This window comes from Streptomyces sp. DSM 116795, assembly GCF_055792905.1.
On record NZ_CM147707.1, the window covers coordinates 6120021 to 6145558 of the forward strand.

The 25538-nt window shown below is 71.5% G+C and carries 22 protein-coding genes; 4 read left to right on the top strand and 18 right to left on the bottom strand.

The window, feature by feature from the left end:
- Positions 1-53: 53 nt before the first annotated feature.
- The 7 genes from ACSMXX_RS26375 to ectA form a co-directional block, all read right to left on the bottom strand.
- Positions 54-1574, bottom strand: a complete 1521-nt coding sequence (locus tag ACSMXX_RS26375) for an NCS1 family nucleobase:cation symporter-1 (RefSeq protein ID WP_473181173.1) — start codon at positions 1572-1574, stop codon at positions 54-56.
- A 279-nt stretch (positions 1575-1853) separates the two neighbouring features.
- Positions 1854-2543 carry a GntR family transcriptional regulator gene (locus ACSMXX_RS26380; protein ID WP_473181174.1) on the bottom strand — a complete coding sequence of 230 codons (690 nt, stop codon included), beginning with the start codon at positions 2541-2543 and terminating at the stop codon, positions 1854-1856.
- A gap of 220 nt (positions 2544-2763) precedes the next feature.
- Positions 2764-3606 carry an urea carboxylase-associated family protein gene (locus ACSMXX_RS26385; protein WP_473181175.1) on the bottom strand — a complete coding sequence of 281 codons (843 nt, stop codon included), beginning with the start codon at positions 3604-3606 and terminating at the stop codon, positions 2764-2766.
- 138 nt (positions 3607-3744) lie between these two features.
- Positions 3745-4644 (bottom strand): ectoine hydroxylase, encoded by a 900-nt coding sequence (gene thpD / locus ACSMXX_RS26390; RefSeq protein ID WP_473181176.1) that lies wholly within the window; start codon positions 4642-4644, stop codon positions 3745-3747.
- A gap of 107 nt (positions 4645-4751) precedes the next feature.
- The gene (locus ACSMXX_RS26395) at positions 4752-5153 is read right to left on the bottom strand and encodes an ectoine synthase (RefSeq protein ID WP_197353269.1); all 402 of its coding nucleotides are present in this window, start codon (positions 5151-5153) and stop codon (positions 4752-4754) included.
- A 79-nt stretch (positions 5154-5232) separates the two neighbouring features.
- Positions 5233-6501 (bottom strand): diaminobutyrate--2-oxoglutarate transaminase, encoded by a 1269-nt coding sequence (ectB, locus tag ACSMXX_RS26400; RefSeq protein WP_473181177.1) that lies wholly within the window; start codon positions 6499-6501, stop codon positions 5233-5235.
- 134 nt (positions 6502-6635) lie between these two features.
- Complete coding sequence (gene ectA, locus ACSMXX_RS26405; protein ID WP_473181178.1) at positions 6636-7163, bottom strand: diaminobutyrate acetyltransferase; 528 nt, start codon at positions 7161-7163, stop codon at positions 6636-6638.
- Between the two features lie 489 nt (positions 7164-7652).
- On the opposite strand from ectA, the gene ACSMXX_RS26410 reads away from it, so the two are divergent.
- Positions 7653-8744, top strand: a complete 1092-nt coding sequence (locus ACSMXX_RS26410) for an amidohydrolase family protein (RefSeq protein ID WP_473181179.1) — start codon at positions 7653-7655, stop codon at positions 8742-8744.
- A gap of 101 nt (positions 8745-8845) precedes the next feature.
- On the top strand, positions 8846-10294 hold the full coding sequence (locus tag ACSMXX_RS26415) for an amidase (RefSeq protein WP_473181180.1): 1449 nt from the start codon (positions 8846-8848) through the stop codon (positions 10292-10294).
- A gap of 18 nt (positions 10295-10312) precedes the next feature.
- On the opposite strand, the gene ACSMXX_RS26420 is transcribed toward ACSMXX_RS26415, so the two are convergent.
- Positions 10313-11080: a FadR/GntR family transcriptional regulator gene (locus ACSMXX_RS26420; protein WP_473181181.1), complete on the bottom strand. Its 768-nt coding sequence runs from the start codon at positions 11078-11080 to the stop codon at positions 10313-10315.
- Between the two features lie 524 nt (positions 11081-11604).
- Between ACSMXX_RS26420 and ACSMXX_RS26425 the strand changes: the two genes are divergently transcribed.
- Positions 11605-13044 (top strand): acyl-CoA synthetase, encoded by a 1440-nt coding sequence (locus ACSMXX_RS26425; protein WP_473181182.1) that lies wholly within the window; start codon positions 11605-11607, stop codon positions 13042-13044.
- Positions 13037-14653 carry a carboxyl transferase domain-containing protein gene (locus tag ACSMXX_RS26430; protein WP_473181183.1) on the top strand — a complete coding sequence of 539 codons (1617 nt, stop codon included), beginning with the start codon at positions 13037-13039 and terminating at the stop codon, positions 14651-14653. Before ACSMXX_RS26425 ends, ACSMXX_RS26430 begins: the two co-directional genes overlap by 8 nt.
- Before the next feature lie 46 nt (positions 14654-14699).
- Here ACSMXX_RS26430 and cobC read toward each other — a convergent pair whose 3' ends face one another.
- The 10 genes from cobC to ACSMXX_RS26480 form a co-directional block, all read right to left on the bottom strand.
- Positions 14700-15839, bottom strand: a complete 1140-nt coding sequence (cobC, locus tag ACSMXX_RS26435; RefSeq protein ID WP_473181184.1) for an Rv2231c family pyridoxal phosphate-dependent protein CobC — start codon at positions 15837-15839, stop codon at positions 14700-14702.
- Positions 15823-16869 carry a sirohydrochlorin chelatase gene (locus ACSMXX_RS26440; protein ID WP_473181185.1) on the bottom strand — a complete coding sequence of 349 codons (1047 nt, stop codon included), beginning with the start codon at positions 16867-16869 and terminating at the stop codon, positions 15823-15825. Before ACSMXX_RS26440 ends, cobC begins: the two co-directional genes overlap by 17 nt.
- The gene (locus ACSMXX_RS26445; RefSeq protein ID WP_473181186.1) at positions 16866-17597 is read right to left on the bottom strand and encodes a precorrin-8X methylmutase; all 732 of its coding nucleotides are present in this window, start codon (positions 17595-17597) and stop codon (positions 16866-16868) included. Before ACSMXX_RS26445 ends, ACSMXX_RS26440 begins: the two co-directional genes overlap by 4 nt.
- Positions 17594-17857 (bottom strand): ATP-binding protein, encoded by a 264-nt coding sequence (locus ACSMXX_RS26450; RefSeq protein WP_473181187.1) that lies wholly within the window; start codon positions 17855-17857, stop codon positions 17594-17596. The genes ACSMXX_RS26445 and ACSMXX_RS26450 overlap by 4 nt, the downstream gene beginning before the upstream one ends.
- Positions 17858-17982: 125 nt before the next feature.
- Positions 17983-19728: a precorrin-3B C(17)-methyltransferase gene (gene cobJ / locus ACSMXX_RS26455; protein WP_473181188.1), complete on the bottom strand. Its 1746-nt coding sequence runs from the start codon at positions 19726-19728 to the stop codon at positions 17983-17985.
- Positions 19725-21095, bottom strand: a complete 1371-nt coding sequence (gene cbiE / locus ACSMXX_RS26460; RefSeq protein ID WP_473181189.1) for a precorrin-6y C5,15-methyltransferase (decarboxylating) subunit CbiE — start codon at positions 21093-21095, stop codon at positions 19725-19727. The genes cobJ and cbiE overlap by 4 nt, the downstream gene beginning before the upstream one ends.
- Positions 21092-22453: a cobalt-precorrin-5B (C(1))-methyltransferase gene (locus ACSMXX_RS26465; protein ID WP_473181190.1), complete on the bottom strand. Its 1362-nt coding sequence runs from the start codon at positions 22451-22453 to the stop codon at positions 21092-21094. Before ACSMXX_RS26465 ends, cbiE begins: the two co-directional genes overlap by 4 nt.
- A gap of 3 nt (positions 22454-22456) precedes the next feature.
- The gene (gene cobM, locus ACSMXX_RS26470; protein ID WP_473181191.1) at positions 22457-23365 is read right to left on the bottom strand and encodes a precorrin-4 C(11)-methyltransferase; all 909 of its coding nucleotides are present in this window, start codon (positions 23363-23365) and stop codon (positions 22457-22459) included.
- The gene (gene cobI, locus ACSMXX_RS26475) at positions 23362-24111 is read right to left on the bottom strand and encodes a precorrin-2 C(20)-methyltransferase (protein ID WP_473181192.1); all 750 of its coding nucleotides are present in this window, start codon (positions 24109-24111) and stop codon (positions 23362-23364) included. Before cobI ends, cobM begins: the two co-directional genes overlap by 4 nt.
- Entirely contained in the window at positions 24099-25535 is a 1437-nt protein-coding gene (locus tag ACSMXX_RS26480) for a cobyrinate a,c-diamide synthase (RefSeq protein ID WP_473181193.1), read from the bottom strand. Before ACSMXX_RS26480 ends, cobI begins: the two co-directional genes overlap by 13 nt.
- Positions 25536-25538 lie beyond the last annotated feature (3 nt).

Sequence of the window (25538 nt, forward strand, 5' to 3'; positions counted from 1 at the left end):
TGGACACGTGGCCGTGGGGGTGGGGATGACCGGCCACCACCCCCACGACCGGCTCAGTGAATTCCGGCGGCGACGGTGCTCTGTCCCAGGTGTTCGCCCGAGACGTCGGTGAAGGTCTGATTCCTGTCGGCCACCACGTAGTAGAGGACCCCGGCCAGCACGGCACCGATGAACCAGGAGAACGCCGAGAGGATCTCGAAGGTGGGCAGCAGCGCGAGCACGGTCGCGATCGCGGCGGACGGCAGGAAGGCGATCAGCGCACGGGGGTTGAACCCTCGGCGGTACGCGTACTCGCCGTCCGGATCGGTGGTGTAGAGCTCGGGAACGTTGATCTTCGCCCGGCGCAGCAGCCAGTAGTCCACCATGATCACCCCGAACAACGGGCCGAGCACGGCGCCGAGTCCGGAGAGGAAGATGTTCACCACCGTCGGGCTGTTGTAGAGGTTCCACGGCAGTACGGCCACGGCCAGCACCGCGCTGATGATCCCGCCGCGCCGGAAGTTGATGTACTTCGGCGCGAGGTTCGCCAGGTCGTACGCGGGCGAGACGAAGTTCGCGACGATGTTCACGCCGATGGTGGCGAAGGCGAACATCAGCGCGCCGACGACCAGGACGAACGTGTTCGGCACGCGCGCGATGATCTTTGCGGGGTCGGTGATGATCTCACCGAAGAGGGTGTATGACCCGGCTGTGACGACGATCGAGACCATCGCGAACGCGGTGAAGTTCACCGGAAGTCCCCAGAAGTTTCCGCGGATGACCGAGCGGGTGTTGGGCGCGAAGCGGGAGAAGTCGCAGAAGTTCAGCATCAGCGTGCCGTAGGTGGAGATCGTCAGCCCGGCGGCGCCGAGCATCTCCCACCACATCGCCGAGCCGGTCAGCGCGTTCGGCGGCGTCCACGAGATCCGGTCGCCGGCGAGCACGAACACCCACACAGCCATGACCAGCATGACGATCCAGACGGCCGGGCCCGCCCAGTCCTGGAACTTCCGGATGATCTCCATGCCGAAGGTGAGGATCACCAGCTGAACCAACCAGAGCCCGAGGAAGCAGATCCATCCGAGGCTGGACAAGCCGAGAATGGAGTCCTGGGTCATCGGCCTCAGATCCGGATCGATGCGCAGCGCGAGCACGACCACCGCGAGCGAGGCGAGGTAGGTCTGGATTCCGTACCAGGCGATGGCGATCACCGCACGGATCAGCGCCGGGATCTGCGCGCCGTGGATGCCGAAGCTGATGCGGGACATCACGGGGAAGGGCACCCCGGTCTTCTGTCCCATGCGTCCCATCAGGTTCATCCCCCAGAACACGACGAGGATGCCGATCAGCAGGGCGAAGAATGAGGGGACGGCACCGAGCCCGATCGCGAACAGACCGGCGGCGAACGTGTAGTTGCCGATGTTGTGCACATCGTTCATCCACAGCGCGAAGATGCTGTACGTCTTCCAGCGCCGCTCGACGGGCGGGGCGAGGTCCTCGTTGTAGAGACGTGAACTGAGGCGTCGTGCCGGGTGTTGAGGTGGCGGCTCCAAGGAGGTCACCGCGGTTGTGGCGTGTGCGTGCTCAGGAGACATGGCTGCTCCTAGTTACCGCGAAACGAATGTTGAATTCCGCTATGCGGAAGTATATTTGAACGTATACGTAAGCTAGGAGCGGTCGGGCCCGGGGTCAAGAGCAAACGCACGACGAGCACACAGTCCTCGCTACGCCCATGACGAGCCAGAACCTTGCGAGACGACTCCTGCACTCCGGGTGTCGAGCCTGACTGGGGCCAAGGGGACCTCCCTGCCGCGGCAGAGAAAGTCCGTTTCCGGTGCCCTGCCCCACGCCCGGTGGGCGGCCGGGAAGCCGCTTCAGTACAGGACGCGGTCGAGGACCATCATGCGACTCGACCGCACGTGCCGCCGCGCCACGTCCTGCGCCCGCTCCACATCCCCGGCCACGACCGCGGCGTGCAGTTCCTCATGTTCGCCGCACACCCGGTCGGGCTCCCGGTTGATCCGGAACAACCACGCCAGACGCCCGTGCAGCGGCTCCAGCATGGACGCGAGCACCTCGTTGCCGGACAGCACGACGAGCTGGTCGTGGAACTCGGCGTTGGCATCGGACATCGCCTCGACGTCGCCGGCCTCCCACGCGCGGCGTGCGCGGCCGGCCAGCTCGCCGAGCCGGTCCGCGGTCTCCGACGGTGCACGCTCCGCCGCCAGCCTCGCCGCCAGCACCTCCAGCGCCTCGCGGACGTCGAAGAGCTCCTCGACCTGCCGGCGGCCCAGACTGCGTACGAAAACACCGCGCCGCTGCGGCAGCACGTCGACCAGGCCCTCGCTCTGCAACATGCGGATGGCTTCCCGCACCGGTACCCGGGACATGCCGAACTCGGCGGCGACCTCCTGCTCGAAGATCCGGTCACCCGGCCGAAGGACGCCCTGACTGATCCTGGCCTGCAGCGCATTGCGGACCTGGTCCCGCAGCGGTGCGCGCCGGCCGGAACTGTCCGATCCGGATCGCAACCCGGACTTCTCCGGACCGGGGTCCTCAGTCACGGACACAGAGCCTCCTCAGGTCTTCGCACCCCAGCCTAAGCTCTGTGCCCGAGGCCTGGCCGGGGTGCGCGGGTGCGGGGGTCGATCACGAGTCCTCGGTGACCTGCTCCGTCAGGTGGCCGCCCAAGGCGCGCGTCCCCTTCCGCGGACTCCCGCCGCACCTGGGCTCCGGCGAACGCGCACAGCACGTCCCGACGCGGCGTATGAGGCAGCAGGGAGGTCAGGGCCGCCACTCGGGGCGCATCATGCCGTGCAGTCCGCGGTAGGCGGCCCGCTCCGGCGCCGCCCAGCCGCTGAGCAGCCCGGGATCGACGCGGTAGACCTCCACCCCGATCGGATGGCAGAACTCCACAGGGTCCACATCGGATCCCGGCCCCCACATCGGTACGGACAGATCGCCGCCCGGACACGTCGACAGCGCGCACAGCAGGTCCAGTTCGGCGAAGAACTCGAAGTGGTCGCCAGGCCGTGCGGGGCAGTCCTTCATGAAGTACTGGTCGTCCTCGTTGAGTCCGGTGCACTGGAAGACGTTCAGAACGTCGTGCACGTCGAACTCGGTGAGCCCGTACGGCAGTACGGCCCGCACCAGATTCGAGTGACAGTGGAAGTCGAAGTCCTCGCCGGTCAGCATGCGGTTGACGTACGGATCGCAGCGCGTGCCCAGCAGGTCGTGCACCCTGCCGCCCTCAGCGTCGCGTCCGTACGAGGCGAGCGTGTCGCCGGTGACCGTCAGCAGCGGGCGCAGGAAGGGCAGCGTGGACCACAGCCGGTCGTGGACGCTCACGTGCGCACGCTGCAACTGCCGTGTGCGGGAGGCCCACAGCCGCTCGCGCGGGTCGTGCCGGTTCCATACGTTGAGGTCGCCGACCTGGGGCCCGTCCACCGTCACCAGGCGGCACAGATGTCCGGCCGGCACCTCCCACGCGCGGCCTGAACGCACGGGCACGGTGAAGCTGTTCACCAGTTCGCGGCCTGCGTCCGCGGAGACCCTGGCGTAGAAGGCGCGGTCGACGTCGAGCGGGCCGCCCTCGTCGGCCTGGTAGGCGGCGGCAGTGCCGGCCATGAGTGTGCTCTCCCTCCCGGAGGGTTCCACGGAGCGTGCCGGCAGAGATCGCATCAAAGATCCGCCCGGCAGAAAAGGGGGGAGGCCGTCATGCGGCCTCCCCCCTCATCCAGCGGGCTCAGCGCGCTCCGCGCCGCGTCACTTCACGGGGGTGAAATCGCGCGCCCCGATGAAGTCGGGACGGCGGACCGGCGCCGCGAACGGCTCCACGGCCTCGTTCTCCACGCTGTTGAAGACGATGAACACGTTGCTCCGCGGGTACGGAGTGATGTTGTCACCGCTCCCGTGCATGCAGTTGCAGTCGAACCAGGTCGCCGAACCGGCCTCGCCTGTGAAGAGCTTGATGCCGTGCGCGTCGGCGAACTTGCACAGGGACTCGTCGGACGGCGTGCCCGCGTCCTGCATCTGCAGCGACTTCTTGTAGTTGTTCTTCGGCGTCTTGCCCGCGCAGCCGAGGAAGGTCTTGTGCGACCCCGGCATGATCATCAGGCCGCCGTTGGTGTCGTAGTTCCGGGTCAGCGCGATCGAGACCGACACGGTTCGCATCATCGCGAGTCCGTCTTCCGCATGCCACGTCTCGAAGTCGGAGTGCCAGTAGAAACCAGTGGCACCGAAGCCCGGCTTGACGTTGATCCGGGACTGGTGGACGTAGACGTCCGATCCCAGGATCTGCCGCGCCCGGCCCACTACACGCGGGTCCCGCACCAGTTCGGCGAAGACCTCGCTGATCTTGTGCACCTCGAACACGGTCCGGATCTCGTCCGACTGAGGCTCGACGATCGAGCGCTCGTCGGCACGGACCTCCGGATCCGTGGTGAGCCGATCCAGTTCCATGCGGTACTTGTCGACCTCATCGGGGGTGATGAGCTGATCGACCGCAAGGAACCCGTCCCGCTCGTATTCCGCCAGGACCGCGGCCTCGATGGGCCCCGGAGTACCCGCTTCGGACCACACGACCGGGTCCATGCGTGGGGTGGCCACCTCGGTGGCTCCGCGAGTCGGGTACAGGTCGGCGGTGCGCTCGGGTGCGGTGGTCATGGTGTTGCCTTCCTCTCCTCTCGTACGGCCCTGTTGGGTGGGCGAGCGGCCGAAGCCGCGGCGGGCGGAGCCGCCTGAGCGGCCTGTGCCGGCCGAGCCTCGTGGGCTCAGTCGTCAGGCTCGGTGAGAAGCGGGTAGACGCCGTTCTCGTCGTGATCCTCCCGGCCCGTTACGGGCGGATTGAAGACACAGATGCACCGGAAATCGGTGATGGGGCGCATTGTGTGCTTCTCGTGCCCGTCGAGCAGATACATGGTCCCGGGGGTGATCAGATGCTTCTCACCCGTCTCATCGTTGGTGAGTTCGGACTCGCCCTCTACGCACAGTACGGCTTCGATGTGATTCGCGTACCACATCGACGTCTCCGTCCCGGCGTACAGCACGGTCTCGTGCAGGGAGAAGCCGGCACGCTCCTTGGCCAGCACGATCCGCTTGCTTTCCCAGGTGCCGGATGCGGATTTGATGTGACGGTCGGTGTCCTCGATGTCCTTGAAAGAACGAACAATCACGGTTCTGGCGTACCTTTCTCTCTTCATTACGGGGTCGGCCCGCCCCGGACGCAACCGGGGCGGGCCGTGAACGGGTGAGTTACGCGGTCTCGCGCACCGCCCGGGCCAGCACACGCAGGCCCTCGTCCAGTTCCTCGGGAGTGATCGTAAGCGCCGGAAGCAGCTTCACGACCTCGCTCACGGGGCCCGACGTCTCGATGAGCAGGCCCAGTTCGAAGCACCGCTTGGCCACCGCGTCGGCGCGGTCCTTGTCGTGGAACTCCAGACCCCACACGAGCCCGCGGCCGCGGAAGTCGGCGACGTCCTCGCTGTGTTCCTCCGAAATCGCCCGCAGAACCGTCTCGACCTGCTCGCCGCGGGAGAGCGTCTGCTTCTCCATCTGGCTGTCGGTCCAGTACGTCTCGAAGGCGGCGGTGGCCGTGACGAAGGCCGGGTTGTTGCCGCGGAAGGTGCCGTTGTGCTCGCCCGGCTCCCAGATGTCCAGCTCCGGCTTGAACAGGGTGAGGGCGAGCGGCATCCCGTAGCCGCCGATGGACTTGGACAGTGTGATGATGTCCGGCTTGATGCCCGCCTCCTCGAAGGAGAAGAAGGCGCCGGTACGGCCGCAGCCCATCTGGATGTCGTCGACGATGAGCAGCATGTCGTGCCGCTTGCACAGGTCGGACAGGTCGCGCAGCCACTCGGCGCGCGCGACGTTGATGCCGCCCTCGCCCTGCACCGTCTCGACGATGACGGCAGCGGGCTTGTTCAGGCCGGAGCCCTGGTCCTCCAGCAGCCGCTCGAACCAGACGAAGTCGTCGGTGGTGCCGCCCAGGTAGTCGTCGAAGGGCATCGGGGTGCCGTGCACCAGCGGGATGCCCGCGCCGGCGCGCTTGAAGGCGTTGCCGGTGACGGCGAGCGAGCCGAGGGACATGCCGTGGAAGGCGTTGGTGAAGGAGACGATGGACTCGCGCTCCTTGACCTTTCGGGCCAGCTTCAGGGCCGCCTCGACGGCGTTGGTGCCGGTCGGGCCGGGGAACATCACCTTGTGGTTCATGCCGCGGGGCTTGAGGATCTTCTCCTGGAAGGTCTCAAGGAAGGCCCGCTTGGCGGCGGTGCTCATGTCGAGGCCGTGCACGACCCCGTCACGCTCCAGGTAGTCCAGCAACGCGCGTTTCAGTACGGGGTTGTTGTGGCCGTAGTTGAGCGTGCCGGCTCCGGCGAAGAAGTCGAGGTAGGTATGGCCGTCCTCGTCGTACATGTGCGAGCCCTGGGCCCGGTCGAAGATCGTGGGCCAGCCACGGCAGTAGCTGCGGACTTCCGACTCGACGGTCTCGAAGACGCTGAGGTCGGGCTGGGTGATGGTCACGGCATGCTCCTGGGAGTGAGTTGCGTGCGAAGAAGTTCGGTCGGGGGGTCGGGATCGTCGCGGAATGGGGGTCGCGGATGGTTCGAAGTCCATGGGGTGCGAAGCGGCACACCGGAGCGGCGGAGCGCGCAGTCTCAGTGCGCGCCTGGCCGGCCCATGTCCGTCAGGGACGCCACCGGGCCGATCCGGTACAGCACTTCGGGCTCGTGACCGCTCTCCGGGAACACTCCGGCATCGAAGAGCACCTCCTTCTCCGTAGCCGCCCCGTGACGCTCCGCGAAGGAGGTGAAGAGGCGGTTGGAGGGAGTGTTGTCGGGGGTGACGGTGGTCTCGATCCCGTCGACACCCAGTTCCCGGGCCGTGCGGGCGGTCAGCCCGTCCAGCATCGCCGCAGCCAGTCCGCGGCCGCGTGCCGCTTCGTCGACGGCGACCTGCCAGACGACGAGGGTCCGCGGGCGCGCCGGGCGCACGTAGCCGGTGATGAATCCGACCGGCTCACCGCCCGCGTCACGCGCCACCACGGAGGTGGCGGCGAAGTCGCGGCACCACAGGAGATAGCTGTAGGAAGAGTTGAGGTCGAGCGTCCGGGAGTCGCGGGCGATGCGCCAGAGCGCCGCTCCCTCCTCCAGTCGCGGAGCGTCGAGTGTCAGCCCTTCCGGCATTTCCAGGAAATCTCTGTGGGCACGTGCATGGTCTGCTTGTGCGGCGGTCATGGGTATTAAATTTACCTAGCAGACAGCAAAAACGCACGGCGGGGCAGGGTTACGCAGAAGGGGGTTCGTGTGTTATCGCGCGCAGGCGCGCCCGTGCGTCAAGGGGTACCCTTTCGTCCCTGCATATCAGTATTTTCCAGGGCGGACCGGGCGGTCTGTGGAGTCCGTCACATTGCCGTAACGACCCTGATCCACGGCCGAATTCCGCCGTGATAACCGGTGAAAAATCTTAGCGTTTAAAGAATCCGAAAGCGGGCAGAAGAATACAGGAAGCTACGCTCTGCATAGCCGCGGAAATGCATTCTCCGCTAATGGCTTCGATGTCGCATCTTTTCCCCGGGACACGCAATGGGATCACCACTGTGTGTACGGGCCCCAGCGTAGTGCCCTTGCCGGACGGGTGCAGGAACAAGGGCGCCGCCTCATAGGGTGCGTGGCATGAGCGACCTCGGCAATCTCCACATCAAGGGGCGCGTGCTGGCCGGGCCCGAGGACATACGGAACGAGCTTTGGGTGGTGGACGGGCGCATCACCTACGAACGTCCCTCCCGCACCGGCCAGGACACCCTCACCGTCGAGGGCTGGGTGCTCCCCGGCTTCGTCGACGCGCACTGCCACGTCGGGCTCGACCAGCAGGGCCCCGTGGACGACGCCACCAGCGAGAAGCAGGCCCTGACCGAACGCGAGGCCGGCGCCCTGCTGTTGCGCGACGCGGGCTCGCCGTCCGACACCCGGTGGATCGACGACCGCGAGGACCTCCCGCGGATCATCCGGGCCGGACGGCACATCGCCCGTACCAAGCGCTACATCCGTAACTACGCGCACGAGATCGAGCCCGGCGACCTGGCCGCGTACGTGCGCCGCGAGGCGAGGCTCGGTGACGGCTGGGTGAAGCTCGTCGGGGACTGGATCGACCGCGGCGAGGGCGACCTCGCCCCCTGCTGGCCCCGCTGGGCCCTGGAAGAGGCCATCGCGGCGGCACATGAGGAAGGCGCCCGGGTCACGGCGCACTGCTTCGCCGAGAACTCGCTGCGGGACCTGGTCGAGGCCGGCATCGACTGCATCGAGCACGCGACCGGGCTCACCGAGGAGACCATCCCGCTCTTCGCGGAACGCGGCGTCGCCATCGTCCCCACGCTCGTCAACACGGCCACGTTCCCGCAGCTCGCGGCGGGCGGCATGAAGTATCCGCGCTGGTCACAGCACATGATCCGGCTCCATGAGCGCCGGTACGAGACGGTGCGGGCCGCCTACGACGCGGGCATCCCCGTCTACACGGGCACCGACGCCGGGGGCTCGCTGGCGCACGGGCTGGTCCCCGCGGAGGTCGCCGAACTCGTCACGGCGGGCCTCCCGGCCACCGACGCGGTCTCCGCCGCGACCTGGGGCGCACGCCGCTGGCTCGGGCGGCCCGGCCTGGAGGAGGGCGCCCCGGCGGACCTCGTGGTCTTCGCGGAGGACCCGCGGGCCGATGTACGGGTGCTGGGGGATCCGCGGCATGTGGTGCTGCGGGGACGGATGATGCGGTAGTGCCGTGACCGGCAATGTCTGCGCGACAGGGCAAAGCTTGCCGGGCGTCGCGAGCCGGTGGACCTTTCCGGTCACAGCACTAGGGACGGCTGGAGGCCATCGTGCAGGAGATCGTTTCGTGGGACGCCGCCGAGCTGTCGCGCGCCATCGCCGGGCGGCATGTCTCGTGCGTCGAAGTCATGGAGGCGTACCTGGAACACATCGGCCGGATCAATCCCCAGGTCGGCGCGATCGTCGGCGCGCAGGACCCGGAGATCTCGCTGCGACAGGCGCGCGAGCGCGACGAGCAGCTCGGCCGCGGCGAACACCTGGGCTGGATGCACGGCTTTCCGCACGCCGTGAAGGACCTGACCGAGGTCGAGGGGCTGCCCTGGACGGAAGGCTCGCCGCTGTACGGGGACCGCGTCGGGCGGCAGGACGCGCTGATCGTGGAACGCATCAAGGCGGCCGGCGCGGTGGTGATCGGAAAGACCAACACCCCTGAGTTCGGGCTGGGTTCACAGACGTACAACGAGGTGTGGGGAACGACGGGGAACGCTCACGATCCCTCCCGGACGGCGGGCGGCAGCAGCGGCGGCGCGGCGTCGGCCCTCGCCCTGAGGATGTTGCCGGTGGCGGACGGCAGCGACTACATGGGGTCCCTGCGCAACCCCGCGGCCTTCAACAACGTGCTCGGCATGCGCCCGAGTTGGGGCCTGGTCCCGTCGCCCGGCTTCACCGCGCAGCTGAGCACGGCGGGGCCCATGGCCCGTACGACGGCGGACCTGGCGGGACTGCTGTCGGTCATGGCGGGGCCCCACGGGAGCGCACCGCTGGCCGCGACGGAGCCGGGCGGGCGCTTCGAGGAGAGCCTCGGGGGAGATGCCGGCGGCCGTCGAGACATCCGCGGCGGCAGGGGTGTCCGCATCGCGTGGGTCGGGGACTGGGGCGGTTACCTGGCGACCGAGCCGGGCGTGCTGGAGCTGTGCCGGTCGTCCCTCGCGGTCTTCGAGTCGCTGGGGTGCGAAGTCACCGAGGCGCGGCCGGACTTCCCGCCGGAGGAGATCTGGCGGACGTTCCTGACATGGCGCTGGTGGGCCAATCTGGAGCGGCACGGCCTGTACGCCGACCCGGAGACCCGTGCACGCATGAAGCCGGAGGCGGTCTGGGAGATCGAGTGCGGCCTTCCGCTCAGCGCTCTGGACATCTCGGCCGCGGCGGCGGCGCGGGAGCGCTGGTACGCGGCGCTGACGGACTTCTTCGGCGAGTACGACTACGTACTCGCCCCGGCCGCGCAGGTGTTCCCCTTCGCCAAGGAGACGCCCTGGCCCGACCGGGTCGGGGGACGTCGGATGGACACCTACCACCGGTGGATGGAGACCGTCGTGCCCTGGACGCTCGCCGGCGTACCGGTGATCGGGATGCCCGCCGGATTCAGCGAGTGCGGGCTGCCCATGGGCGTCCAGCTCGTCGGCAGGCACCGCGACGACACCGGGCTGCTGCGCCTTGCGCACGCGTACGAGCGGGAGACGGGCTGGGTGGAGCGGGTGAAGCCGGCGCTGCTCGGCTGAGTGGGGCGCGGGCGCGGGTCAGTTCCCGCGCTTCGTCCCTTCCTTCGTCCCGTCCGTGGCGTCCTCCGTCTCGCCCTTGCCTGACTCGTCCGGATTCCACTCCAGCAGACGGACCTTGGCGACCGTACGCACGTGACGGCGCATCGCCGCCGCGGCGCCCTTCGGATCGCCCCGCTCGATGGCGGAGAGGATGCGCGCGTGCTGGTCCAGCGAGCGGGTGGGCCGGCCGGGCTGGCGCAGCGACTCGTTGCGGCTCTCGGCTACGGACTCGGAGATCGAGCCCATGAACTCCGCGAGCAGCGTGCTGTGCCCGGCGGCGGTGACGGCTGCGTGGAAGCGGCGGTCGCCTTCGACGCCGTGGCCGCCCGTCACGATGTCCGACTCCATGGCGCGCAGGGCGGAGCGCATCGCTTCGAGGTCCTCGTCGGTGCGGCGCTCCGCTGCCAGTTCGGCGAGCTTGGTCTCCAGCGCCTCGCGTGCCTCTAGCACGTCGGGCAGCCGCCGCTGGCGTTCGACGAGCCGCTCTACCGGCTCCGCGTCGAGGGTGTCGCGCACGAGGTATGTGCCGCCGCCGTGCCGCGTCTCGACGAGCCCCTGCACCTCCAGTACGACCACGGCCTGTTTTACGGAGGAGCGGCTGACGCCCAGGCGCTGAGCCAGTTCGCGCTCCGGCGGGAGGCGGTCGCCCGCGCTCAGTTCGTGATCGACGGCGTAGGCGCGCAGCCGGTCCAGGACCTGCTCGTACAGACGTGGGCGGGTCATCGGTCGCAGTGCGTCGTCGGTCATACGGTGCGGCCCCCTCAGCCCCCTGGGTTACAGGTCAGGAGCCTAGCACCGGGGATCAATGGCCTGATGGCCCGGTGGACAAGTGGATGGACCAATTTCTGTCCAAGGCATTGACAGCCGGACGGAGCGCGAGGAAGTTGGTTCAGCCACTTGGCCATTGCGCCATTGCGCAAATGCGCCAATGCGTCGTTGTTCCGTTGCGCGGTCGCACCGGTCCTGTCCTCGATGCGGTGTCCGCCTCCGGCGCCCAGAACGGGAGCTCCATGTCTGCCGAACTCATATCGATCCTGGTGCCGGCGGTGATCTTCCGCGGCGGTGCCTGCGCTGGTCTGGCTGGCCATGGTCGTACCCGGGTTCGGGTAGCCGGTCCCCGGGCACCGGGACCGTGAAGGGGCCCGGAGCAGGGAGCCGGCAGCCCGGCCGTCCGTCGCCGCCCGGCCCTCATGGCCCGCATCCACGCCCCCGACGCACCGACCGCACATACGCCGCACCACAGGCGAGCATCACTTTGAGGAGAGCCATCCGTGTCCACCCTCTTCCCGGCGCTGAGCACCCCGTCCGCCAAGACCGCGCTGCGATTCGGCGAACAGTCCCTCACCTACGCCGAGCTCGCCGACGTCGCCGGAGCGCTCGCCGCGGAACTCACCCCGGGCCGCAGGGTCGCCGTCTGGGCGACCCCCACCATGGAGACGAGCGTCGCCGTGGTCGCGGCGCTGCTGGCGGGAGCTCCGGTCGTACCGCTCAACCCGAAGACCGGCGAGCGCGAACTGGCCCACATCATCGGCGACAGCGAGCCCGCCCTCGTACTGGCCGAGCACCGGGCGGAGCTGCCCCCGGCACTCGACGAGCTGCCCCGCACCGGCATCGACACGGCACCCCCGCCCATCACGGTGCCGCTTCCCGCCGAAATCGACGAGGAAGCTCCGGCGGTGATCGTCTACACCTCCGGCACCACAGGCCCGCCCAAGGGCGCCGTTCTGCCGCGCCGCGCCCTGACCGCGACCCTGGACGCGCTCCAGGACGCCTGGCAGTGGACGGAGGAGGACGTGCTCGTGCACGGGCTGCCCCTCTTCCACGTGCACGGGCTCATTCTCGGCGTACTCGGGCCGCTGCGCCGCGCGGGCACGGTCCACCACCTCGGCCGCTTCTCCACCGAGGGCGTGCGCGAGGCGCTCGACGGGGACGGCACGATGCTCTTCGGCGTACCGACGATGTACCACCGCATCGCCGAAGAGGTGGGCGAGAACGGGCAGTTGGCCATGGCGCTGGCGGGCGCACGGCTGCTCGTGTCGGGTTCCGCGGCACTGCCCGTCCACGATCACGAGCGGATCGCCGCCGCCGGAGCGCGCATCGTCGAGCGGTACGGCATGACAGAGACGCTGATGAACACCAGCGTCCGGGCCGACGGAGAGCGGAGGCCCGGCACCGTGGGTCTGCCCCTCGGCGGTGTGGAGCTGCGGATCGTCGACGAGGACGGCCGGACCTTGGACGCATGGGACGGCGAGACGGTCGGCGAGATCCAGGTCCGCGGGCGCAACCTCTTCACCGAATACCTCAACCGGCCCGACGCCACGGCCGAGGCCTTCGACGGAGGCTGGTTCCGTACGGGTGACATGGCCACCCGCGATCCCGACGGATACGTACGGATCGTCGGCCGCAAGGCCACCGACATCATCAAGAGCGGCGGCTACAAGATCGGCGCGGGCGAGATCGAGAACGCGCTCCTCGAACACCCCCAGGTCGCGGAGGCGGCCGTGACCGGCGAGAGCGACGACGACCTCGGTGAACGCATCGTCGCCTGGATCGTTCCCGTGCCAGGAGCGCGCCGCCCCGGTGAGCAGGAGCTGGCCGACCACGTGGCGCGGCAGCTCTCACCGCACAAGCGGCCGCGCGTCGTGCGCTTCCGTGCGGCACTGCCGCGCAACGACATGGGCAAGCTGATGAAGCGGGCGCTCCATGAGTGAACCCGCGCGCGAGTCCCGTGAGTTCAGCGAGTCCAGCGGGTCCGGCGACTCCCTCGACGTCCGCCGGCCCGGCGGTTCGGCGCGTGCCGCCGTCCGGGCGGTCGCAAGCGGCTTCACGGAGTTCGAGCCGGCTCGTCAGGCCCCGGCCGCCGCGAGCGACGGAGAGCCGGACGGTCCGCTCGGCTGGCACGGCTACGGCGCGGTTCGCGAACGGGCCCGCGAACGCACCGGCGAGAGCGAGTCCGTGGTGTGCGGCACGGCGCGGATCGGTGCGGGTGACGGTGCCGGTGCCGGCGAGGGCGCCGAGGGCGCCGGGGGCGTCGAAGCGGTGCTGGTCTCCTTCGAGTTCGGATACCTCGGCGGTTCGCTCGGCGCACGTACTGGCGACCGGATCGTCGCTGCCTACGAGCACGCCCGCACGCACCGGCTGCCGTTGGTGTCGCTCATCGCAACGGGCGGCAGCCGCATGCAGGAGGGCATGGTCGCGCTCAGCCAACTGCAGCGTGTGGCAAGGGAGTCGGTGCTCGCCCGCCGGGCCGGGGTGCCGCAGCTCGCCGTGCTGCGCGACCCCGCGACGGGCGGCGGCTGGGCCACGCTCGGCGCGGGCGCGGACGTCGTGCTGGCGCTGCCGGGCGCGCAGGTCGCCTTCGCCGGTTCCCGCGTACGGCCCGAGGATGCCGATCCGGCCGCGTACACGGCCGAGGGCCAGTACGCGGCAGGGCACATCGACCAGATCGTGGAGCAGGAGGAGCTGTCCGGGGTGCTGGAGCGCTGGCTCACCCTGCTGACGTCCTGCTCCGGCGGCCCGGCGCCCACTCCGGAAGCACTGCCGGCACGGGCTCCGACCCCGTCGGCTCCGTCCCCGTCCGGTCCGTCCTCGTCCGGTCCGTCCTCGTCGGGTCCGTCTCCTTCCGCTACGGCCCCGTCCCCACAGACCCTGCCCGCTGGAATCCATCCCGCGGACTCCGTCCCCCTGAGCGGGCAGGAGGCGGTGGTGCGCGCCCGTAGCGCTCAGCGGCCGCGCGCCACCGCCTACTTGGACGACTACTTCGACTGGCGCGAGGACGTACGGGGCGACCGCTGCGGAGGAGCCGACGAGGGGATGCTCTGCGGATTCGGGCTGCGCGACGGCCGTACGGTCGCCTACGCGGCGCAGACCGGCACCGCTACACGGCCCGCCGGTTTCCGAACCGCGGCCCGCCTCATCCGCACCGCAGACCGGCTCGGCATCCCCGTGCTCACGCTCATCGACACCCCGGGCGCGGCGAACGGCGCCGACGCCGAGAGCGCGGGCGCCGGGCCCGCCATCGCCGAGGTCTTCGCCGCCGTGGCAGAGTCCGAAGTCCCCGTGACGTCGCTCCTGATCGGGGAGGGCGGCTCGGGCGGCGCGCTGGCTCTCGCCGCCCCCGGGCGGTTGTGGGTCACGCCCGACAGCTACTTCTCCGTGATCGCGCCCGAGCTCGCCGCCGCGATCCTGAAGCGTCCGGAGCGGGAAGCCGCGGCGACCGCGGACCAACTCATGCTGCGTCCCCAGGACGTGGTGCGGCTGGGCGTCGCGCGGGGGGTCGTCGGCGTACGGGCCGGTGGGTCCCGGAGCAACGCGGCCTGAAGCGGGGCCCGTTCACACCCCGGGTCGGCCGGTGTGGTGCGTACGTTCAGCGGTCCCCGGCCAGGAGGCTGCCGATCGCGTTCGTCAGCCGGTCCGTGCACTCCTCGTCCCGTACGGCGATGCGCAGCCACGGCGGTCCCAGCCCTGGGAAGGTGTCACCGCGCCGCACCGCGAATCCCAGCGACCGCAGGCCCTCACGGAGGGCGGCGGCACGCGGATGCCGTACCAGTACGAACGGCGCGCGCGGATGCCCCTCCACGGACAGGCCCCCCGGTGCCAACTCGCCGAGTCGCGCCAGCAGATGGCTCCGGTCGCGGGCGATACTCCGCGCCGCGTCCTCGGCCTCGGCGAGCGCGTGCGGTTCGCAGCACGCCTCCGCAGCGGCCAGGGCCGGAGCGGACACGGGCCACAGCGGCTGGTGCCGGGCGAGATCGGCCACCGTGGCGGGATCGGAGAGCACGTAGCCGATACGCAGCCCGGCCAGCCCCCAGGTCTTGGTGAGGCTGCGCACCACCACGACGCGTCCGGGAAGAGGACATTGTGGAGATCGCAGCGATGGCCGCCGTTGCGGAGACCGTGCCGCGCCGGGGGCCAACAGCGGTGCCAGGGACTCCCGTTCGCCGGGCACGGCGTCGATGAACGCCTCGTCGACGACTAGGGTGCGTCCCTCGCGAGCGAGGGATGCGAGTGTCCCTGCGGGGTGCAGCACGGATGTGGGATTGGTCGGGTTGCCGACGACGACGAGATCCGCGCCCGCCGGAACGGCCTCGGGGTCGAGCCGGAATCCCTCGTCGGCGCGGAGCAGCACACGGCCCGCCTCGTGACCGACGTCCAGGAGTGCCGCTTCGGGCTCGGTGAACTGCGGGTGGACCACCACCGGACGGCGCGCGGGCAGCGCGCGGGCCAGCAGCACGAAGGCCTCGGCCGCGCCGGCCGTGAGCAGCACCTGATCCTCGACGAGACCGTGCCGGGCGGCGACGGCACGGCGGGCGGGACGGCCGTCCGGATAGGCGGCGAGTCCGTCCAGCGAGGCGGCTATGCGGGACTTGAGCCAGGGCGGGGGAGTGCCGGTACGGACGTTCACCGCGAGGTCGGTCAACTCCCGCCCCGCGTCGCGCACTTCGGCGTCGCCGTGATGCCGCAGGCCGCCGTCCTGTGCGGGCACGGACTCAGTGGGCGTGCACATCGCCGTTGTCGCTGTGCGAATGACCGCCGCCGTGACTGTGCCCGTGGCCGTCTCCGTCTCCGTGGCTGTGTCCGTGGCCGTGCGTGTGGCCGTCGTCGCCCGGGTGGAAGTGCGGCTGCTGCGGCTGCCCGACCTTGTCCTCGAAGCCTGGCAGCGTGATGCGGTAGACGCAGGCGTCGCAGTTCATGCGTACCTCGCCCTCGGCGGCCTCCCGGTAGCGCTCCACGACGAGGTCCGCCAACTCGTCGGTGGCGCCTATGACATCGGCGCTGAGGACCTCGACCTCCGGGTTGGCGAGGGACCAGCCTTCCGCCTGCATGCGTACGCGCTCCGGCAGCACACCCGTGAAGAGGAAGTAGGGCAGGACCACGACCTTCCTGGCGCCCAGCTTGCGGCAGCGGTCCAGGCCGGAGGCCACGTCCGGCGCGGCCAGCGAGACGAACGCGACCTCCACGCCGGCGTATCCGCGCCCTTCCCACAGCAGCCGCGCGGCCTTGTGCACCTCGGCGTTGGCGTCGGGGTCGGTGGAGCCTCGTCCGACGAGCAGCACGGTGGTGCCGGCCCGGTCACCGGGCGAGCGGTGGGCGCTACCCGAGCCGGTGCCGGTGCCGGTGTCGGTGTGGGTGCCGGAACCGGTGTCGTCGGTACGGGCGTTCCCCTCCAGCGCCTCTTCGATCCGGCGCTCCAGTACGGACAGCAGCGCGGGGTGCGGCCCCAGCGGGCGGCCGTAGGTGTAGGAGATGCCGGGGTGCCGCAGCTTCTCGCGGGCCAGCGCGGCGGGGATGTCGCCCTTCGCGTGCCCGGCGGAGACCAGCATCAGCGGCACGGCGGCGAAGCTGGTCACGCCGCTCTCGGCCAGCTCGGCGACGGAGTCGGCCAGTGGCGGCGGTGACAGCTCGATGAAGCCTCCGGCCACGGGCATCTCAGGGTTGCGTTTCGCGAGGTCGCCGACGAACGAACGGAAGGCCTCGGCGCCGTCTTCGTCACGTGTGCCGTGGCCGACCAGGAGGAGGGCGGGAGGGGTCGTCACTGGTTCTCCTTGCTGCTGTGCTGAGTTTCCGGGGTGGTGTCTTCCGGGGCGTGGCCGTTCTCCGGGGCGTCGTCGCCCGGGCCGGGGCGCGGGTCTTCGCCGTGAGAACTCCCGGCGTAGAGCAGGGCGTTGAGGGCGGCGGCGGCCACCGCCGAACCCCCCTTCTCCGAGATGTTGCTGACGGCCGGGAGCCCGCTCTCGCGGAGAGCGGCCTTGCTCTCGGCGGCCCCGACGAAGCCGACCGGCATTCCGATGACGAGAGCGGGCGAGACGCCGAGTCCGATGAGTTCGAAGAGTGCCGTCGGCGCGCAGCCGACCACCCACACGGCGCCCGGGCCCACCTGCTCGAAAGCGAGGTGGACGGCGTGAGCCGAACGCGTCAGCCGGGGCGAGGACTTCGCGTCCGCCAGACGGCACACCGTCCGGCGCCGTGTGATCCCCGAGGCCACCATCTCCACGTCCGTGACCACGGGCACCGGCTCGGGACCGTGCAACGCGGCGTGCGCGGCACGCAGTTGCTCCTCGTCGGTGACGAGGTCGGCGGCGTAGTCCAGGTCGGCGCTGGAGTGGACGACGCGCTCCACCACGGCGCGGGTGAGCGGAGGCAGTGCCGAGGTGTCGAGGCGAGAGCGCAGGATGCGGTACGACTCCTGCTCGATGGGATGGACGGTCCGCCCGGCCGGGACGGCCTGTCCGTGCAAGCTGTGCGCGTCGGTCGGACTGGTCAACTGTGGCCTCCGGACGAGCAGTCGGCGCGAAGCCCGGCGGCGAACATATCGGCCGGGAAGGGGCCCGCGCCCGGGACTTCGGCTATCGCGTCGACGGGGCAGACCTCGACGCACTCGCCGCAGCCGTCGCACAGCTCGGGCCGCACCAGCAACGTGCCGCCCGCCGGGCGTATCGCGCGCTGGGGGCATGTCAGCAGGCAGGCGCCGCAGCCCGCGCAGCGGTCGGTGACACGGACGGGGGCGGTGCCCGCCGGGCTCACAGGCGCCTCCACCGTGCCTGGCCTGCCTGCCGGGCCTGCCACGTCTGCGGGACCCGGAAGGCGCGCCGGGCCCCGGGTGCCTGCCGCGTCTGCCGTGTCTGCCGTGCACGTACGGCCGTCGCGCGTCATGTCTGCCACCTGTAGCCCCGCGGCGTCACCATCCGCCCGGCGACCGTCCTGGTCGCGGTGTTGCCCACTGTCACCACCGTCATCATGTCGACGGCCGCGGCGTCGAGTTCGCCCAGCGTCGTGAGCGTGACCTGCTCGTCGTGGCGGCTCGCGCTCCGTACGACACCGACGGGTGTGCCGGGGGAGCGGTGCTCCGCGAGGACTGCCAGGGCCTTCGGCAGCTGCCAGTCGCGGCCGCGCGAACGCGGGTTGTAGAAGGTCACCACCGTGTCCGACTCAGCTGCGGCCCGCACCCGCCGCTCGATCACCTCCCACGGCGTGTGCAGATCGGAGAGGCTGACCGAGACGTGATCGTGTCCGAGGGGCGCGCCCAGGACGGCCGCCGCGGCCAGCGCCGCGGTGACCCCGGGCACCCCGACCACGTCGATGTCGTCGCCCGCTTCGGCGAGCGCGGGCGAGGCCATCGCGTAGACGCCGGCGTCGCCGCTGCCGATGAGGGCGACGGACCGTCCGGCGCGTGCCTCGGCCACCGCCGTGCGCGCCCGCTCCTCCTCACTGCCGAGGCCCGATTCCAGCACGCGGGTGCCGGGACGCAGCAGATCCCGGATCTGCCCGACGTACTGGTCCAGCCCCACCAGCACCGATGCCCGCCGCAGCTCCTCGCGTGCGCGCGGCGTCATCAGGTCGCGGGCGCCCGGTCCCAGGCCCACGAGCGCCAGCCTGCCGCGCGGACGGCGGCGGGCCACGGCGGCGGTCGCCATGGCGGGAGCGCCGTCGAGGCGCACCGACTTGGTCTTGGGCACGATCAGCCGGGCGTCCTCGCCTGCTGCCGTGAGGGCAGCCGCCTCCGCGACGGAGGGCGTTCCGACGGCCGCCTGCGGCGCGCGAGAGGGGTTGGGTACCTCGACGTCCGCGAGGACCCCGGCGGCGTAGGTGCGCAGCGGCAGATCCAGCCGGTCCGCAGCGGAGAGCAGCCCGGGCTCGCCGGCCTTGGCGTCGACGGTCGCCAGTTCGGCGACGGAACGCATGGAGAGCCCCGTGTCGTCGAGTGCCTGCTCGATGAGGCCGATCACCTCGTCGCTGCTGACACCGCGGCTGGCACCGATGCCGACGGCCAGGGACGGCGGGCGCAGCACGGCCTCGTCCGGGCCGAGCGGGAGGACTTCGTCCGTCACCCACAGCGTCGTACGGGCCGCCTCGTCCGCGGCGGCTGTCGACGCCGTCGTCGCCGGGGACGGCGGCGACACGTTCTCCGGGAACGCGGGCAGCGGCCACTGCGCGGTGGCCCGGAGGGTTACGGGCGTACCGTCCAGGATCGCCCGCGTGACGGACGGCACCGCGCCCTCGACGGGCCAGCCGAGTGCGTCCAGACCGGGCACGCCCGTGGCGTCCGTGGCCGTGGTGACGACGGGCTCGCAGCCCGGCAGGGCCTCGGCCACGGACGCCGCCAGCTCGTTGGCACCGCCCTCGTGGCCGCCCAGCAGCGCCACCGCGTAACGCTGCGCCTCGTCCACGCACACCACGCCCGGATCGGTGCGCTTGTCGCCCAGGAGCGGTGCGAGGAGGCGGACGGCGGCGCCCGTGGCGAGGAAGCAGACCAGCGTGTCGCACTCGCCGAACGCCCGCTCGACGGCTTCGCGCACCGGGGTGCCTTCGTAGACGCGCGTACGGCCCGGCCACGCCGCGGCCAGCCGGTCGCGGGCGGACGCGCCTGCCGCGGTGGCGGATATGAGGCCGATCACGGTGCGGCTCCTTCGGAAGTGTCGGGATTCTGTGGGGTGTCGGTGGTGTCGGTGGTGTCGGTGGTGTCCGTGACGCCGGACGTGTCTGTCGGGCCGGCCGTGCCGGAGGGCGCGGTGCCCCACAGGACGAAGACCGGGTTGGTCGCGGCGAGCCGCGTCACATCGCCCGGAAGCGGCGCGAGCCGGGAGGAGTTCAGCAGTACGCCCTCGGTGCACAGCCCCGCGCCGGACAGTGCCTCCCGCACCTCCGGCACCCGGTCGAGCGCGGCTAGCGTGACGACGACGCAGCGGCGTGCGCGCCGGGCACATGCCGCGACGACCGTGGGCAGCAGCCGTCCGCCGCCGCCGATGAACACGGCGTCGGGGTCGGGCAGTTGAGCCAGCGCATCCGGCGCGGCACCGTGCACCGTCTGCACATCGACGCCGTGGGCGGCGGCGTTCCCGCGGATCCGTCCGACGCCGTCGGCGGCCTGCTCGACGGCGACCGCAGCGGCCCCGAGCCGCGCGCACTCGACCGCCACGGAGCCGCTTCCCGCGCCGACGTCCCAGACGAGGTCGCCGGGGCCCGGGCCCATGCGGGAGAGCGCGAGCGCACGCACCTCGTACTTGGTGACCATCGAGTCGCGGTGTGCGAACTCCTCCTCCGGCAGCGCCCATCCCGCGGGCCGCGGGTGCCCGCCCGCGACCGCGCGCTGCGCGGGCGGAACCGCACGCGCGGGGTCGAAGCAGAGGACGACGCTGACCGGGTCGGGCCAGGTGCGTTCCGCGGCCTCGGCGGGGGAGACGCGTTCGACCTGTTCGCCGGCGCCGCCGAGGGCGGTGGCCACGACGAGGGTGCGGGGGATGCCCGTGTGGGCGAGCGCGGCTCCCAGCTCGGCGGGTCCGCAGCCCGGCCCCGTCAGGACCGCCGTCTTCGGGTGCGCACGGCAGAGGTTGACGGCCGTACGGGGATCACGGCCGTGCGCGCTGACGACCACCGCGTCGTCCCAGGACAGCCCCGCGCGTGCGAAGGCCAGCGCGACGGAGGGCACCGACGGCCGCACCCGCAGCGCCGAGGGGCCGAAGCGTTCGGCGAGGGCGCGTACGACCCCGAAGAACCCGGGGTCGCCGGAGGCGAGCACCACCACGCGGGGCGCCGACCGCCCGCCGTCCTCCACCACGTACGCGGACAAGTGGGCCTCCACGGCGTCCAGCGCCGGTGCGAGCGCGCCCAGCACGACGCGCTCGGCGCCGTCCGGGAGCCGGGCCTCCTGCAGATGACGCCGGGCTCCCACGACGAGGGTCGCCCGCGCCAGCGCCTCGGTGTGCGTCCGTTCTTCGTCGGCGGCCGTGCCGGTGCCGGTGCCGGTGCCGATGACCGTGATCACGACAGCAGCCCCCCGCCGCAGCCCGGTTGCGCCGCCGAGGCGACGAGCGTGCGTCCGGTGAAGTCGACCATCGCGGCCTCCGTCGTCACGGCGTGGTCGGTGAAGCGGGCCATCACCCGGGCGACGCGGCTGCACAGTTCGGTGCCCGCGGCCTCCAACAGCCCGGCCGCCTCCCAGAGTTCGTAGGCGTGCCGGGCGGTGTTCGCGTGTGAGACCTGCTCCACGACGTCCGCCGCGCCGCCCGCCGCCCGTGTGATGTCCGCGAGGGTGTCCGGATCGACCTTCGAGCGTGTGTAGTGCGTCATCAGCACACCCGACGCCAGCTTCGTCAACTTCCCCGCCATGCCGACGAACACGACGTGCGGCACACCGCCGTGCACCGCGCGCCGCAGCGCCGCACCCGTGAAGTCGCCGACCTCGACGAAGCTCACCCCGGGCAGCCGCGGCAGCAGCTCCATCGCGCCCTTCTCCGTACGGCCGCCAGTGCACAGCACCACTGCCGGCACCCGCTGCGCCGCCGCCACCGAGACGGCCTGCTCGACGCTGGCACGCCACGACGCGGTGGAGAAGGGCCGTACGATCCCCGTGGTCCCGAGGATCGAAATGCCGCCCAGAATGCCGAGCTTGGCGTTGGTCGTCCTACGGGCGCGCACCTCGCCGTCCGGCACGCTGATCGTCACGTCCACGCCGCGCGCCTCGACGTCGATGACCTCGCCGACCGCCTGTCCGATCATGCTCCGGGGCACGGGATTGATCGCCGGGCCGCCGACTTCCAGGCCCAGCCCGGGTCTTGTGACGACGCCGACGCCGACGCCGCCGTGCAGCGCGAGGCCCGGCGGGCCGCTCTCACGCCAGCTCACCGTCGCCGTCAGATGCGATCCGTGGGTGACGTCCGGGTCGTCGCCGGCGTCCTTGACCACGACGGCCTCCGTGCGCCCCCGCCTCAGCTCCGCGGACCGCTCGACCGCGAACGTCACCCGCCGCCCCGACGGCAGCGCGACCTCGACCCAGGGCTGTGCACGGCCCGTCGCCAGGTACAGCGCGGCGGCACGTGCGGCCGCCGAGGCGCAAGTGCCCGTCGTCCAGCCGGTGCGCAGCGCCTTGGGGCGCGTCTTCGCGGTACGGGGCAGATCGGGCTCGCGCAGATCCGGCACGCCGCCGGAGGCGGAGCCCGTCAGGCCGCCGGAACCCCAACCGGAGCCGGAGCCCGCCACACCGGCCGAGCCGGAGCCCGCCACACCGCGCGAACCCGGGCCCGAGCCGCGTACTGCCGGCGAACCGGGGCTCCCGCCCGCCTCCTCGGGCGGGAGAGCCCCGTACGTCTCGCCGTCCTCGGCGGCACCGTGACCGGTCGTCATCTCTCAGCCGTCCGCCGCAGCCGTGCGCGCCGCGCGCAGCGCGCGCCGCGCCTCGGGGTCCGCCCGCCGGAAGCCGTGGAAGTGGCCCGGGTGGTACAGATGCGAGCGCGTGCCCGCCGCGGAGAGCGCCGGGCCCACCAGGAAGAGCGTGTGCTTCCAGAGCTTGTGCTCCTTGACGGTCTCCTCCAGGGTGCCGACCGTGCAGCGCAGCAGCAGCTCCTCCGGCCAGGTGGCCTGATAGGCGACGACGACGGGTGTGTCCTCCGGGTAACCCCCGTCCAGCAGTTCGTCACGGAGCTGCCCCGACCGCGCCGCGGAGAGGAAGAGCGCCATCGTCGTTCCGTGCCGTGCGAACTCCCGCACCTCCTCGCCGGGCGGCATCGGCGTCTTGCCGCCGCCCAGCCGCGTGAGGATCACCGACTGGGCCACCTCGGGGACGGTCAGCTCCCGTCCGGCGAGCGCCGCGACCGCCGAGAACGACGCTACGCCCGGCACGATCTCCAGCGGGATGCCCAACTCGGCGCACCGGTCGGCCTGTTCCTGCGTGCCGCCCCACAGCGCCGGGTCGCCGGAGTGGATACGGGCCACGCGCAGCCCCTCCCGGCGCGCACGTCCGTAGACGGCCACGACGTCCTCCAGCGACATCGACGCCGAGTCGAGGATCTCCGCACCGGGGCGCGCGTGTTCCAGCACCTCCTCCTGCACGAGGCTCGCCGCCCAGATGACGACGTCCGCCTCGGAGATGGCGCGCGCAGCGCGGAACGTGAGCAGATCAGCGGCCCCGGGACCGGCGCCGACGATCGTCACCTTCGCCCGGTCCGCACCGCCCGCCACGTCCGTCCCGCTATCCGTGAGAGCCGCATCTCCTCCGCCCGCCGGACCGGCCGCCGTACCACCGGTGTTCACGCTCATAGCTTGCCTCCTCGTCCCGCACGCCGGGCGGGCGCGATCAGTGTCGACAGATACGGCAGCCGCTCGCTCTCCCCCTGCTCGCCGCCGGACGGGCCCGGTCCGGCGGCGGTACGGATCGATTCGCCCGGCAGACCGAGCGAGGAGCCCCACACCGCACCCTCCGTGCGCCCCGTCTCGCGCAGCACGGCCTCGACCTCGGTGGCCTGCCGTCCGAACTTGTACGCCACGACGGTCCCGGGGCCCTCAAGTGCCCGCCTCAGCACGGCGATTCCGGCCGTCACCGGCACCAGCGTCAGCGGTTCCGTCCCCTCCGTGAGGACCGCGCCGCTGCGCGCGGCCAGATCCTGCATCGCGGTGACGCCCGGGACCGTGTCGACGACCACCCCCGGCACCGACTCGCAGACGGTCTGCGCGAGATATCCGAAGGTGGAGTAGACGTTGGGGTCGCCGATCGTCGCGAAGGCCACCGTTCCGTGTGTGCCCAGCAGCCCGGCGACGCGCGTGCCCGCCGCGTCCCATGCGGCCTCCCGCCGCGCGCGGTCGCTGCGTTCGTTGAGCGCGAAGACGACGCGGACGACCTTCGCGGCCTCTACGTAGTGCAGCACGGTCGCCTCGGCGCGGCCCGTGCCTCCGTCCTCCATCACCGGTACGACGACGACTCCGGCTTCGCGCAGCGCACTCACGCCCTTGACCGTCACCAGTTCCGGATCGCCGGGGCCCACGCCCACTCCGGTCAGTCTGGGCATGGGACGCACCTCTCCACGAACCGGCGGGCCATCACGGGGGCGGCGGCCCAGTGCACATGCAGGTACGAGGCGTGGACGTTGCCCGAGGGGCCGCCCACGAAGCCCTCCCTGCGCCGCTCGGGGCGCACGATCCCCCACGCGGGTTCGCCGCCCGCCTCCGGTGTGAGGGCGGTGCGGTGGAACTCGTGCCCCCGCACCCGCAGTCCGGCGGGTGCCAGCACGCTGTCGTCGACCGCGACGGCCTCGCGGTAGCCGAGCGTGAGGTGCTCTGTCATATGGGCCGAGCCGTCCAGCACCCCGCACATCGCCTCGCCGTCCAGCTCGCGGGAGAGATACAGCAGCCCGGCGCACTCGGCCGCCACGGGGCCGCCGGCGGCGACGAGTTCGCGTACGGCGACGCGCAGCGGCTTGTTCGCCGACAACTGCTGCCCGTACACCTCGGGGAAGCCGCCGCCGATGACGAGGCCGTGCGTGCCCTCGGGCAGGCTCTCGTCGCGCAGCGGGTCGAAGGTGACGGTCTCCGCGCCCGCGGCCTGCAGCAGTTCGGTGTGCTCCGCGTAGGAGAAGGTGAAGGCGGCGCCTCCCGCGACGGCTATGCGGGGCCGCCGCCGGCGGGTGAGTACGGGAGCGCTCTGCCCGCGCACTTCGGCGGCCGCCTCCCACGGCGTCACCGGCAGCGGGGGAGCGCTGCGCGCCAGCGCGAGCAGCGCGTCCATGTCGCAGCCGGCACGGACACGGGCGGCCAGCGCGGCCACGGACTCCACCGCCTCGGCGTGCCGTTCGGCGGCCGGCACCAGGCCCAGATGACGGGACGGCGTGTCCGCGGCGGAGTCCCGCCGCAGGGCACCCAGCACGGGCACGCCGGCGCCGTCGAGTGCCTCCCGAAGCAGGGCCTCGTGGCGTGTGGAGGCGACCTTGTTGAGCACGACGCCCGCCACCCGCACCTCCGGGTCCCACGACGCGAAGCCGTGCACGAGCGCCGCGACGGAACGCGACTGGGACGAGGCGTCCACCACCAGCACGACAGGCGCCTTCAGCAGCTTCGCCACCTGCGCGGTCGAGGCCAGTTCGCCCGCTCCGGCGGCACCGTCGTACAGGCCCATCACGCCTTCGACGACGGCGAGTTGGGTACCGGCGGCGGCATGCGCGAAGAGCGGCGCGATCCGCTCGGTACCGCACAGATACGCGTCGAGATTGCGCCCGGGGCGGCCGGTGGCCAGGGCGTGATAGCCGGGGTCGATGTAGTCCGGGCCGGCCTTGTGGGGTGAGACGGTCAGGCCGGCCTCGGTGAACGCCGCCATCAGCCCCGTCGCCACCGTCGTCTTGCCGCTGCCGGAGGAGGGCGCGGCGACGACGAGCCGCGGCGGGTTCACGCAGCGCTCGTTCCTGTGCTCGTGCCCGGGCTCGTTCATGTGTCCGCTCATGTA